Here is a 12,961-nt window from a genome sequence, read left to right as displayed (position 1 = left end):
GACATGCAGATGAACGAAGGCAAGACCTGCGTCATCGAGATCATGTGCACCCGCGAACTGGGCGACCCGTTCCGCCGCGACGCGCTGGCCAAGCCGGTGCGCTTCCTCGAAAAGTACAAGGACTACGTCTGATCGACTGAGTCCCTGAGCTCCCCGGTACTGCGCAGCGCCCGTGCGGCGCGGTACCGGTGCCCCTTTTCCCCTTGAAAGCGGAGGCCACATGGCTGCTCCCGTGATGTCGCCGGTGCCCGAGACCGCACCGGCGCAGGCCGTGAACGCGCCTGCACACCCCCATTTGAAGTCGCTGGTCGACGCCGCCCGGGTCCTGGGCCCGATGCGCGTGGCCATCGCCTACCCCTGTGACGCCGCTTCGCTGGGCGCGGCCATCGAGGCCGCTCGTGCCGGCCTGATCGTGCCGATCCTGGTCGGCCCGCGTGAGCGCATGGATGCGGCCGCCCTGCTGGGCGGGCTCGACCTGTCCGGCTGCGAAGTGGTCGAGACGGCCGACGACCCGCGCGCCGCCGCCGCACGCGCCGCCACCCTGTGCCGCGACGGCACGGCCGCCGCCCTGATGAAGGGCAGCCTGCACACCGACGAGCTGCTGGGCGCCGCCGTGGCGCGAGACGCCGGGCTGCGCGGCAGCTCCCGCGCCAGCCACGCCTTCGTGCTCGACGTGCCCGGTGTGGCGCGGCCGCTGGTGCTGACCGACTGTGTCGTCAACATCGAACCCGGCCTGATGGAAAAACGCGACATCGCCCAGAACGCGATCCACTTCGCGCACGCCATCGGCATCGCAAATCCCCGCCTGGCCATCCTGTCGGCGGTGGAGAACATCAACCCCGCCATCGCCAGCACGCTGGACGCGGCGGCCCTGTGCAAGATGGCCGACCGTGGCCAGATCACCGGCGCCGTGCTCGACGGTCCGCTGGCCTACGACAACGCGATCTCCAGCGTTTCGGCGCTCAACAAGGGCATCGTGTCCGAAGTCGCCGGCCGGCCCGACATCCTGCTGCTGCCCAACCTGGAGGCCGGCAACATGATCTACAAGCAGCTGGTCTACATGGCCGGCGCCGAGTGCGCGGGCCTGGTGCTGGGCATGAAGGTGCCGGTCATCCTGACCAGCCGCTCCGACTCGATCACCGCACGCATCACCTCGTGTGCGCTCGCGGTGCTGGTGGCCCGCCAGGGAGCGTCCGCATGAGCGCGATCGCCCTCGACCGGCTGCAGCCCGCGAAGTTCGTCATGCACGTGCTGCCCGGCACGCTGCTGGCCGGGGTGGTGGCGATGGCGGCCACCTTGGTCTCCACCCTGCACGGGGGGCCGCAACTGCTCTACGCGCTGTTCTTCGGCGTGGCCTTCCACTACCTCAGCGCCGACCCGAAAGCCAAGCCGGGGATCGAGTTCTGCTCGCGCAACGTGTTGCGCCTGGGCGTGGGCCTGCTGGGCGCGCGCATCACCGCCTCGCAGATCGCGGGGCTGGGCTGGACGACCGCGGCGATCGTGGTGGTCGCCGTCGTCACGACCCTGCTGGTCGGCTACTTCCTGGGCAAGCGGCTGGGGCTCAACCGCGCCCAGGGCACGCTGTCCGGCGGGGCGGTGGCGATCTGCGGCGCCTCGGCCGCGCTGGCGATCTCGTCGGTGCTGCCGCGCACCAAGGAGAGCGAACGCTTCACCCTGATGGTGGTGGTCACGGTCACGGTGCTGTCCACGGTGGCCATGGTGGCCTACCCGCTGATCGCGCGCGCCCTGCACCTGCCGCCGGAACTGGCCGGCCTGTTCCTGGGCGGCACCATCCACGACGTGGCGCAGGTGGTCGGCGCGGGCTACATGATCGACCACCCGACCGGCGACTACGCGACCATCGTCAAGCTGTTCCGCGTCTCCATGCTGGCGGTGGTGGTGGTGGCGGTCTCTGCCATGTTCAAGAGCGAACGCGAGCAGGCCGAACGCGAGATCGCCGCCAACGGTGGGAAGGCCGTCACCGCCAAGCAGCCGCTGGTGCCCTGGTTTCTCTGGGTCTTCGTGATCCTGGTGGCCGTCAACTCGCTGGGTTTTGTGCCGTCCGCGGTGGGCACGGCGTTGAGCGATTTCTCCCGCCTGTGCCTGGTGGTGGCGATTGCGGCCCTGGGCATCAAGACCTCGTTCCAGCAACTGGCCGAAGCCGGCTGGCGGCCCTTCACCTTGTTGCTGGTAGAAACGGTGTGGATGGCGGCCTTTGTGCTGGTCGCCCTGTTCGCGCGCCAGCACGGACTTTTCTGACCACCCGCCCGACCCCGCGGGGTCGGGTGCTCCGACCCGCGGCAAGGGCTTCGTTTGAAGGCTTGGCTTCACCATGACGACGCTGGCTACCCTGCCGCTCTGGGGCACCCTCGGTGTGTTGCTGTGCATCACCCTGGCGTCCTACGTGCAGACCCTGACCGGTTTTGCCTTCGGCCTGATCTTCCTGGCGCTGGTCGGTGTGTTCGACCTGATCCCGGTGGGGGTCGCGGCCAACGCCGTGACCCTCATCACCCTGAGCCAGACCGTCATCCACTTCCGCGAATACCCGCTCACCGACGACTGGCGGGTGATCCGCCCCGCGATCTGGCCCAGCCTGGTGGGGGTGGCGGCGGGGCTGGCGCTGTTGTTCTGGCTCAGTGACAGCGCGTTGTACCTGCTCAAGATGGCGCTGGGCGTGTCGGTGATCGGGTCGGCCGCCTTGCTGGTGGTGCGGTTCGCACCCAAAGCCGAGATCGATGCCCCCGGTTCGTTCGCACTCACCGGTCTGCTCGCCGGCCTGATGGGGGGCATGTTCTCCACCGCGGGGCCGCCGCTGGTCTACAAGCTCTACCGCCAGCCCCTGAGCCTGCCGGTGATCCGCCAGGCGCTGCTGGTGATGTTCGGCCTGAGCCAGCTGGTGCGGCTGGGCATCGTGCTGGTCTCGGGGCAGTTCACGCCGGCATCGCTCGTTTATGCCCTCATGGCCGTGCCCCTGGTGTTCCTGGTCACGCGCGGCAACCGGCGGTACCCGCTCAAGCTCTCTTCGGTGGCGATTTCCCGTGTCGCTGCCGGCCTGCTGCTGATGGCCGGCGCCAGCCTGATCGCCACCGCCTGGTAGTCGTTCTGGCTCCAAGATGCCCTGAAAACCAAGTTCAACTTGTTCTTCGGCAGGTTTATCTCTATTTCAGTTGTTGGGCAGTTCGGCAAGAAGCTTCTACTCTGGGCTGGGACGTGTTGGATGGCTGATGACGGCGGTGCCGCGGTCGTTCGACCCTTCCATCCTCGAATGACAGATGCCCGCAGCAGCCGAAATTCAGGCGAGCCAGGTCACCGGCCGCCTTGACGCGATCTTCGAGTTTTCAAGTGCGGCTTTGCAGCGACTGCAGCAGTTGGTTGTCGCGCCCTCAATTCACGGTCCTGGCTACATCGGAGTCTTCCAGACGTGATCGGGTCGATCACCGAAGGCAAGCGTGCCGACTTGATCCTCGTGCGTGCCAACGACGTAAACATGGCGCCGGTTGGCAACATTGAGACAGCGATCGTGCAGAGCGGAACCGCGGCCAACGTCGATACGGTGATTTGTGATGGCCGAATTCTCAAGCGGAACGGACGTCTGACCGCCTATGACATGAGCAGTGTCGTGGGCCGCGCGAAGCGCTCTGCCGAGCGCGTCCGTGAAGCAGCAGGCGGAGTGCTCAAGTTCTGAAGGGTGATCCCGTTTTTGAAGGTCCCTTGAAAACCTGAACCACCCGGAAGTAGAGAATTCCCCCAGACGGAGTCTCTACATGAAGAAATCTGTTGAATTCCACGCAATCTTGACCCCGGGGGGATGCGGACAAATACTTGGACTGGTTTTATGCCGTAAGCCCAAGACTCTCTCGATACCCGATGGGGCTGAGAGAGCCAAGGGGGATCTTGATCCGCTTCTTGTTGCACCAGCGGATGTAGGAGTCCACGGCTTCAATGAACTGCTCAATGGTCGTGGCCTGCCAATTCCGAGGATAGAACAGTTCCGTTTCATTCGGCCGAAGAATCCTTCGCATGCAGCGTTGTCGGGCGAGCTCCCCTTGCGCGACATCGAGCGAAACAGGTTCGCGTCACTGATCCTCGATAGCCAGCCGGGCCAGCGGTAATGGGCTCCACGATCAGAGTGAACAACTGGCCGATCGTTGCTTTGGGCCACCGTCTCGACGGCTGCATCGAGCATCGTGTTGACGAGTTCAGCGTCAAGGCGCGTCCCGATGGTCCAGCTGACGACCAAGCCATCGAAGCAGTCGATGATGGGCGACAGGTACACCTTGCCGGCCGGGATCTGGAACTCTGTGATGTCGGTGAGCCACTTCTCGTTCGGGGCCGCTGCCTTGAAGTCGCGATGGATGAGGTTCTCGGGCGCTGGACTGATCTCGCCCAGATAGGGCCCGTACCGTCGACGCTTTGGCTTGGGAGCGAGCAAGCTCTCTTGCTACATCAATCGCTGAACCACCTTCTCAGAGATGGTGACGCACTGCCTGGTCAGCGAAGCCTGCAGCCCGCGGTAGCCGTAGCTGCGGTGGTTTGCCGACCGTGACCCTGCTGGCGCCGATAGTCGCTTCCAGCCGGAAGCGGAATTTCACGAGAGCCGGTGACGGGGCGGGAATTCAAACTCAAAATCACCAGACCCCAGTCAACTGAGGCTGCCACCGCCATGGACATGCACAACCCCTCCGGTCGGGTAGCGATTGGTGAGTGCGAACAGCGCGGCTTCGGCCAAGTCGCGCGGTGTACCGATCCGGCGGGCCAGCAGCTTCGTGGCCAGGTCGGAAAAAAAGCCCTTGCGGCTGCCTTCGTCCATGAAGGCCCAGCCCTCGGTCTCCACCACACCTGGTGAAATGCCATTCACCCGCACGGGGGCCAGCTCCACCGCCAGGGCACGCACCAGTCCTTCAACACCCGCATTCAAGGCCCATTCAAGGCCGACACTCCCCGCAGCGGGCCGGTCAGCGGCCAGACCGGAGAACAACAGGATCGATCCACTGGCACGCAGGTTCTGCACACCGAACTGCACCAGATTCACAGGGCCCCAGAACTTGCCGGCGAGCATGCGCTCGATGGCTGGGCGCTCCACCGTCGCGAGCGGGCCATAGGTGAGGTCGGCTGCGGTGGACACGAAGTGGTCGTCGGCACCGATCTGCTCGAAGATCGCTTGCGCCGCTGCGGCGTCGCCCAGGTCCATTGGCACGGCTTGTGCGCGACCGCCGAGACGGGCGACGGCGTCGGCCAGCTTGGCTGTTGGAGTCGAGTTGTCAGGGCCTGCTGGGCGCCTGCGGGAGCGTGCGTTCACTGGGTGTGCCCTCGAGAAGCATGCCCCTTCTCGCTATTTCAAGAGGGCCAAGGGCGCCATTTTTCATGGGTAGGGGGAGGCCTCATTTCAGTGGTCCACCGCATCTGGCATCGCCGGCAACCACAGTGTCATGACCAAACCTCCACCGTCGCGCAGGCTTGCTTCAATGCGGCCACCGTGCAGCTTTGTTGCACGCAGCGCGATGGCCAGACCCAGACCCACGCCGCGCACAGACTCACTTCCTTCAATGCGGGTGAAGGGCTCGAAGATGTTCTTCAACATCGCCTCGGGCACACCGGGCCCGCGGTCCTGAACTGTGGTCACGAGCTGACCATCCTCTGGGCTGACCCTAGCGAAAATCTCGACCGCCGTGCCAGGCGCGGTGTATTTCACCGCGTTGCGAATCACGTTTTCAAAGGCGCGGTAGAGCAGTTCACCATTGACTTGTGCAACAAACTGCCCCGGCGCGTCGATGCGAACCTGCCGTGCCAACTGCGACCGTGCCTCAAAGTCGGCGTCTTCGGCGATGGCATGCAGGAGCTCGATCACGTCCACCCGTTCCCGCGCCAAGCCGCTTGACGCCTCCAGGCGGTGCAACGTGAGCAGTTCCTCGATCAGGGCGTCGAGCCGTTCGCTTTCTCGCTGGATGCGGTCGACCATGGCTTCTGTTTGGGTGGGGTCTTGACGCAGCAATCCTATGGCTGCCTGCAACCGCGAAAGCGGGGAGCGCAGCTCGTGGGAAATGTCGTGCAACAACACCTGGTGCGACTCGGTCGCCTGCTGCAGCTGTGACGCCATGTGATCGAACTCCTTCGCCAAATCAGCGATCTCGTCACGCCGCCCGTGCATCAGTGGCTCTACGCGCGTGTCGAAACGGCCCTCTGCGGCTCTTCGCAAGCCCCAGCGCAAATGTCGCAATGGGCGAGACAGGTACCAGGCCAGCGCCGGGCCGATGATGAGAACAGCCACCATGGCCGATATCAAAGGCACAAGGGGAACAAAGCCGAAAGAGGTGACCTCATCCTGCGGCGGGAGGCGCCCGACGAGCATGAGGTAGGCAATCGTGCCTGCGAACGAGAGCACCATGCTCAGCCAGAGCGCTAAGAGCAGCTTCCAGAACAGCCTCCCGATGCGGCGCGTGGCCATGCCGTCAGTCCTCCAGCAGCTGATAGCCCAGTCCGCGCACGCCCTGGATCCAGGACTCGCCGTCAGGCCTCATTCCAAGCTTCTGTCGGATGCTGCTGATGTGCACGTCGATGCGCCGATCAAACCTTGCCAGCGGCCGGCCGAACGCCTGCAGCGAAATTTCCTGCTTGCTCACCAGTTGGCCCGCGTGGCGCACCAGTACCTCGAGCAAATTGAACTCTGTTCCCGTCAGTTCCAGGGGTTTGTCGTGCCATGTGGCCTGGCGGCTGCCCGGCGCCAGAGTCAAGGCGCCAACTCTCAAGGGACGCTGGCCGGAGCTGGGCACCGCCGCCTCACGCACTTCCGTGCGCCGCAGGATGGCGCGCAGGCGAGCGACGAGTTCACCGGGTGTGCAGGGTTTGGGTACGTAGTCGTCCGCGCCCATGTCCAGTCCGACGATGCGGTCTACGTTGTCGCCGCGTGCTGTGAGCATGAGAACCGGTACCTTGCTGCGGGCGCGGATCCGGCGCAGTACCTCCATGCCGGACAGGCGCGGCATCATCACATCCAGCACCACGATGGCGTAGCGACCGGAAGTGGCCTCTTCAGCACCCGCTTGGCCATCGTGCACGGCATGCACGGCAAAGCCCTCGCGGACAAGATACTGCGAGAGCATCGCCGTGAGTTCGAGGTCGTCATCTACGAGCAGGACCGGGATCATGGGTAAGCAGCAGTATCGCCCGAATGGCTCCCGTGCCAGCGCCCGCGGGCTGCTTCTTTACCCAGCTTAACGCTCGTCAACGCTGCCTGACATTCGCGGCACCTACGATGGGTCCTGACCTGACAGGACCCTATGTACACCTCGCGAACCGCCGGCTGGCGGACCTTCAAAACCCTTCTTGCGATCGGCCTCGCCATCGCGCTGGGCGGCTGCGCCGCCGTCGGCCCCAACCATGCACAGCCCGAACCCGCGGCACCACCGGCATGGCAAGCCCCGCTGCCACACGGTGGCCAAGTCGCTGCGCTCGGCGACTGGTGGAGTCAGTTCAACGACCCGGTGCTGACCCGGCTCCAGCGCGCTGCCGAGTCCGGCAGTCCCACGCTGGCCAAGGCGTGGGCCAACATCGAAAAGGCGCGCGCCACGCTGACCAGCGCCGGCGCCTCGGGCCTGCCCAGCGCCAACGGGGTGGCCTCGGCGACGCGCGGCACCCAGCAAACCGGCGGGGTCGCCACGGCGCGCAGCGCAGGTCTGGACGCTTCGTGGGAGCTTGACCTGTTCGGCAAGGTCAGGCGCAGCACCGAGTCTGCCCAGGCCCTGGCGCAGGCGCGCGAAAACGACTGGCACGACGCGCGCACCTCGCTGGCGGCGGAAGTGGCGGACACGTACGTGCAGTACCGTGCGTGCGGGTTGCTGGCCAGTGCCTACGAACAGGAACTCGCGTCCATGAATGAAACCGTCAAGGCCACGGAGTCCCTGGTGCGTGCCGGATTGACCGCCACCACCGACGGTTCGTTGGCCCGCGCGAGTCTGGCGAGCACCTCGTCGGCTGCGCTGGCGCAACGCGCGCAGTGCGAGCTGCTGGTGAAGTCGCTGGTGGATCTGACGGGAACCGGTGAATCGGCGCTGCGCACCCAGCTGGCGCAGGGTGGGGCCGATGTCCCGCAGCCCAGGGGGATCGACGTTCGAAGTGTGCCGGCGCAGGCGCTGCGTCAGCGGCCCGACCTCGCCTCTCGCGAACGCGAACTTGCGGCCGCGAGTGCCGAGATCGGCGTCGCGCAGGCCGACCTCTATCCGAGCCTTTCGCTCTCGGGCTCCATCGATGTGTCGGTGGTGGGCGTTGCTTCCGCACTGACCAGTTGGTCGTTTGGTCCCGCGCTGTCCCTTCCGCTCTTCGACGGGGGCCGGAGGCGGGCCGCCGTGGACAGCGCGCGGGCCGGCCACGACGCCGCGTATGCCGACTGGCGTCAGGCGGTGCGGACTGCCGTGAAGGATGTGGAGCAATCCCTGGTCCGCCTGGACAGCACCGCGAAACGAACGGAACAGGCCGAACGCGCAGCCCAGGAGTACCGGCGGTACCTGGTGGGGGCGGAAGCGCAGTGGCGCGCCGGCTCCACCAGCCTGCTCGACCTGGAGGATGCGAGGCGGCAGGCATTGTCCGCGCAGATCGAACTGATCGGCTTGCAAAGAGACCGCGTGGCGCACTGGATCGCCCTGTACAAGGCTTTGGGAGGTGACTGGCAGTCCGGTACCCCGGCCACCCCTCCTGAAGACGTTGCCTCGAAAGCAAAGACCACCCCATGAGCACACTCACATCAAATCGAAAACGGGTGATCGCGGGTGTCGTCGCGGTTGTCCTGGGCGTTGCGGCCTACGCGTTGTGGGCCCCGCGCGGCGACGGGCCGGGCGCGGCTGCAGCCCAACCCGAGGCGCCGTCCAAGGCCACCGCACTGACCGTCAACGTCGTCAGCGCTGAAAAACGCGCCTGGCCGCAGCAGCTGCAAGCCAGTGGCGCTGTGACGGCCTGGCAAGAGATCATCGTCAGCCCCGAGACCGGTGGGCTGCGCATCGCGGAGTTGCTGGTCGATGTGGGCAGCACCGTTCAGCGCGGGCAACTGATGGCGCGGCTCTCTGACGACACCGTGAAGGCCGAAGTGCGCAAGCAGGAAGCGCTGGTGGCACAGGCCCGCGCCAGCCTCGTGCAGACCAGCACCAACCTGAAAAGGGCTCAGGCCGTGGATGTGGCCGGTGCGCTGGCGCCCCAGAAGATGGATGAATACCGCGCGAACGAAGCGACGGCCCGGGCATCGCTTGCCTCGGCAGAGGCCGACCTGGAAAGCGCGCGACTCAAACTGGCCCACACGCGAATCGTGGCCGCTGACGACGGGGTGGTCTCATCCAAGTCAGCGGTGCTGGGGAATGTCGTCACCGCTGGCGCCGAGCTGTTCCGGCTGGTGCGGCAGGGGCGCGTCGAGTGGCGCGCGGAAATGGACGCCCGCCAGCTGGCCAGCGCGCGGGTGGGCCAGGTTGCCCGCCTGACGCTGCCGAGCGGTCTGAATGTGGAAGGCAAGGTGCGGCTGGTGTCGCCCACGTTGAATGCCGCGACCGGTCGCGGCATGGTGCACGTGAGCCTGGTGGCCGGGCAGGGCGCCCAGCCGGGGCAATTCGCCAGCGGCATCATCGAACTGGACAGCGCGCCCGCAGTCACCTTGCCCCAGTCGGCCATTGTGTTGCGCGATGGACGCTCGTATGTGTACGTCGTGGGTGACGGGCAACGCGTCTCCAGCCGGGTGGTGGTCACAGGCCGGCGGCAAGGCGACCGCGTGGAAGTCGTGTCCGGGCTGGAGGCCAGTTCGCGGGTCGTCGCCAGCGGTGGTGGCTTCTTGTCCGAAGGCGCGGAAGTGACGGTGGCATCGGTGGAAGCCAGCAAAGCGAAGGCGGGAGGCGACCGATGAACATTTCCTCCTGGTCGATCCGCAACCCGGTTCCTGCGCTCCTGCTGTTCTTCCTGCTGACGGTGTTGGGCCTCATCGGTTTTCAGCGCCTGGAGATTCAGGATTTTCCCGACATGGATCTGCCCACGATCCAGGTGTCGGCTTCGCTGGAAGGCGCGGCGCCTTCCCAGCTGGAGACCGAGGTCGCGCGCAAGATCGAGGACAAGCTGGCGTCGCTGTCGCGGCTGGATCACATCACGACCACCATCACCGATGGGTCGGTCAGCATCAGCGTCAGCTTCGAAATCGACAAGGACAGCGAGGTGGCGTTGAGTGAGGTCCGCAACGCCGTCGATGGCGCGAAGGCCGAGTTGCCGGCCAGCATGGCGTCCCCCACGGTGTCCAAGCTGACGTCTGCCGGCTCGGCGATCCTGACCTACACCATCGAGTCCAGTCGGCTGGACGAGCAAGATCTTTCGTGGTTCGTGGACAACGACATTTCCAAGGCGCTGCTCGCCGTCAAGGGCGTGTCGTCCGTGGCGCGTGTCGGTGGCATCGATCGCGAAGTGCAGGTTGACCTCGATCCATCGCTGATGGCCGGGCTCGGCGTCACGCCGTCCGCCGTGTCGTCCCAGCTGAAGGCCGTGCAGAAGGAAAGTTCAGGCGGGCTGGGCAACATCGGCTCGCAACGCCAGTCGACCCGCACCATCGCCACGGTGGGTTCGGCCGCCGAGATCGCCGCCATCAGCATTCCGCTGGGCGAGGGCCGCTATGTGCGCCTGGACCAGATCGCTCGCATCAAAGACACCCATGCGGACCGCAGCACGCTCGCGTTCCGGGACGGCAAGCCGGTGATCGGCTTCCAGGTCACGCGATCCAAAGGCTATTCCGACGTCACGGTGGCCGAGGGCACCCGTGCCGCCATCGAACGCTTCGCCACGGCCCATCCCGAGGTGACCATTGCCGAAGCCAGCAACACGGTGACTCCCATCCAGGAGAACTACGACGGCTCGATGGAGCTGTTGCTGGAAGGAGCGGCTCTGGCCATCCTGGTGGTGTGGTGGTTTCTGCGCGATTGGCGCGCCACGCTCGTGGCGGCCGCCGCACTGCCGCTCTCCATCATCCCCACGTTCGGGTTCATGGCGCTCATCGGCTATTCGCTGAACACGGTGACGCTGCTGTCGATGGCGTTGGTGGTGGGCATTCTGGTGGACGACGCGATTGTCGAGATCGAGAACATCGCGCGGCACCTGCGGATGGGCAAGACGCCCTACCAGGCGGCGATGGAGGCCGCCGATGAGATCGGGCTGGCGGTGATCGCCACGACGTTCACGCTGGTGGCGGTGTTCCTGCCCACCGCCTTCATGGGCGGCGTCCCCGGAAAGTTCTTTCGCCAGTTCGGTATCACGGCTTCGGTCGCCGTGCTGGTGTCGCTGCTGGTGGCGCGGCTGCTCACGCCCATGATGGCCGCCTATCTGATGAAGCCGGCCAAGCCCGGCGACCACCATGAGGCCGACGGCCCCGTCATGACCCGGTACCTCGGTTGGGTCCGCTCCGTGCTCGTGCGCCGAAAGCTTGCCGTGCTGGGTGCGACGGTTTTCTTTGGGCTTTCGCTGACCATGATCCCCCTCCTGCCGACCGGTTTCATTCCGGCGCAGGACAAGGCGCAGTCGCAGATCAGCATCACCCTGGCGCCCGGCAGCACCTTGGACGACACGGTGGCTGCAAGCAAGCAGGCCGCCGAACTGCTGCGCACCTTGCCGGAGGTGGAGAGCGTGTTCATCTCTGCGGGCACGGCAACCACCGGAGGCGGGATGGCCGCCAGCGCCACGGCCGACGTGAGCAGTGCGACGCTGACGGTGGAACTGGTTGCACGCAGCGAGCGCACGCTCAAGCAGTCGGGGGTGGAAGGCAAGATGAGGGAGGTTCTCCGGGCGGTCCCCGGGGCGCGCATCTCTGTCGGCGGTGGTGGCAATGGCGAAACGCTGGAAATCACGCTCGCCAGCGAGGACCCCGTTGCCCTGGCCACGGCGGCATCGCAGGCCGAGACGCAGCTGCGCACCCTGAAGGGCATCGGCAACGTCACGTCGAGTGCCTCCCTGCAGCGGCCGGAGATCCAGATTCATCCGGATGCGGCACGGGCCGCCGCGTTGGGCGTCACGACCGAGGCCCTGGCCGATGCCGTGCGCATCGCCACCTATGGCGACTACTCCACCGCGCTCCCCAAGCTGAATCTGTCGGAACGCCAGATCCCGGTGCGCGTCCGGATGGACCCGTCCGTGCGTGAGGATCTCAATGCCGTGGCGCAGTTGCGGGTGCAGGGAAGCGAAGGAACGGTGAACCTGGGCACGGTCGCCGACATCTCGATGGGCAGCGGCCCTTCGCAGATCACGCGGCTGGACCGTTCGCGAAACGTCACCCTCAGCGTCGAGCTGGCTGGACGGCAGATCGGTGATGTCCAGCGGGAGGCCGCCGAGTTGCCCGCTCTCAAGTCCCTGCCGGACGGCGTCAACCGGGTCGAGCAGGGCGAGCTGCAGCGCATGTCGGAGTTGTTCCAGAGCTTCGGTGTCGCGATGGCCATCGGCATCTTCTGCATCTACGCGGTGCTGGTTCTTTTGTTCCACGACTTCCTGCAGCCGGCGACGATTTTGTGTGCACTGCCCCTGGCTCTGGGAGGCGCACTCTTCGCGTTGCTCGTCACGCAGCAGTCGTTCTCGATGCCGGCGGTGATCGGCCTGCTGATGCTCATGGGGATCGTGACGAAGAACTCGATCCTGCTGGTCGAGTACGCGATCATGGCTCGGCGCGAACACGGCATGAGCCGGTTCGATGCCCTCATGGATGCGTGCCACAAGCGTGCCCAGCCGATCATCATGACGACCATCGCGATGGGTGCGGGCATGATGCCCAACGCCCTGGGGCTGGGCGCGGAGGCGAGCTTCCGCCAGCCGATGGCGATCGTCGTGATCGGGGGGCTGATCACCTCGACGGTTCTCAGCCTGCTCGTGGTGCCGGTGGTGTTCACCTATGTGGACGACCTGCTGGAGTGGCTGCGCCGCAAGCTGCCCGGCCAGCACGGGGCTGCTGTGGCAGTCACCCCTTGAA

10 protein-coding genes and 1 pseudogene are annotated in these 12,961 nt (G+C 65.9%); 7 read left to right on the top strand and 4 right to left on the bottom strand.

Annotated features, from left to right (window positions below):
• The first annotated feature begins 235 nt into the window (after positions 1 to 235).
• The 4 genes from IV088_RS06010 to IV088_RS05995 all read left to right on the top strand — a co-directional run bounded on the left by IV088_RS06010 (position 236) and on the right by IV088_RS05995 (position 3,685).
• A complete protein-coding gene (locus tag IV088_RS06010; RefSeq protein WP_291099106.1) occupies positions 236 to 1,201 on the top strand; it encodes a bifunctional enoyl-CoA hydratase/phosphate acetyltransferase in 966 nt (321 codons plus the stop codon).
• On the top strand, positions 1,198 to 2,259 hold the full coding sequence (locus IV088_RS06005; RefSeq protein ID WP_291099102.1) for a putative sulfate exporter family transporter: 1,062 nt from the start codon (positions 1,198 to 1,200) through the stop codon (positions 2,257 to 2,259). The genes IV088_RS06010 and IV088_RS06005 overlap by 4 nt, the downstream gene beginning before the upstream one ends.
• A gap of 73 nt (positions 2,260 to 2,332) precedes the next feature.
• Positions 2,333 to 3,097 (top strand): sulfite exporter TauE/SafE family protein, encoded by a 765-nt coding sequence (locus tag IV088_RS06000; protein ID WP_291099099.1) that lies wholly within the window; start codon positions 2,333 to 2,335, stop codon positions 3,095 to 3,097.
• A 324-nt stretch (positions 3,098 to 3,421) separates the two neighbouring features.
• Entirely contained in the window at positions 3,422 to 3,685 is a 264-nt protein-coding gene (locus IV088_RS05995; RefSeq protein ID WP_291099096.1) for an amidohydrolase family protein, read from the top strand.
• 148 nt (positions 3,686 to 3,833) lie between these two features.
• Here IV088_RS05995 and IV088_RS05990 read toward each other — a convergent pair.
• The 4 genes and pseudogenes from IV088_RS05990 to IV088_RS05975 form a co-directional block, all read right to left on the bottom strand.
• Positions 3,834 to 4,534, bottom strand: a pseudogene (locus IV088_RS05990) (IS3 family transposase); the annotation flags it as partial.
• Positions 4,535 to 4,642: 108 nt separating this feature from the next.
• Complete coding sequence (locus IV088_RS05985) at positions 4,643 to 5,299, bottom strand: SDR family oxidoreductase (protein WP_291099093.1); 657 nt, start codon at positions 5,297 to 5,299, stop codon at positions 4,643 to 4,645.
• An 87-nt stretch (positions 5,300 to 5,386) separates the two neighbouring features.
• On the bottom strand, positions 5,387 to 6,445 hold the full coding sequence (locus IV088_RS05980; RefSeq protein ID WP_291099090.1) for an ATP-binding protein: 1,059 nt from the start codon (positions 6,443 to 6,445) through the stop codon (positions 5,387 to 5,389).
• A gap of 4 nt (positions 6,446 to 6,449) precedes the next feature.
• Complete coding sequence (locus tag IV088_RS05975) at positions 6,450 to 7,145, bottom strand: response regulator transcription factor (RefSeq protein WP_291099087.1); 696 nt, start codon at positions 7,143 to 7,145, stop codon at positions 6,450 to 6,452.
• A gap of 132 nt (positions 7,146 to 7,277) precedes the next feature.
• Between IV088_RS05975 and IV088_RS05970 the strand changes: the two genes are divergently transcribed.
• Genes IV088_RS05970 through IV088_RS05960 form a run of 3 tightly spaced genes read left to right on the top strand, consistent with a single transcriptional unit; the run spans position 7,278 to position 12,960 of the window.
• Positions 7,278 to 8,726, top strand: coding sequence for an efflux transporter outer membrane subunit (locus tag IV088_RS05970; protein ID WP_291099084.1), 1,449 nt, complete (start codon positions 7,278 to 7,280; stop codon positions 8,724 to 8,726).
• Positions 8,723 to 9,877, top strand: coding sequence for an efflux RND transporter periplasmic adaptor subunit (locus tag IV088_RS05965; RefSeq protein ID WP_291099082.1), 1,155 nt, complete (start codon positions 8,723 to 8,725; stop codon positions 9,875 to 9,877). Before IV088_RS05970 ends, IV088_RS05965 begins: the two co-directional genes overlap by 4 nt.
• Positions 9,874 to 12,960 (top strand): efflux RND transporter permease subunit, encoded by a 3,087-nt coding sequence (locus IV088_RS05960; protein WP_291099079.1) that lies wholly within the window; start codon positions 9,874 to 9,876, stop codon positions 12,958 to 12,960. Before IV088_RS05965 ends, IV088_RS05960 begins: the two co-directional genes overlap by 4 nt.
• Position 12,961: the final 1 nt, after the last annotated feature.

Source organism: Hydrogenophaga sp., assembly GCF_018780075.1.
GTDB lineage: Bacteria > Pseudomonadota > Gammaproteobacteria > Burkholderiales > Burkholderiaceae_C > Hydrogenophaga.
This window is presented reverse-complemented; position numbering and strand designations above follow the sequence as displayed.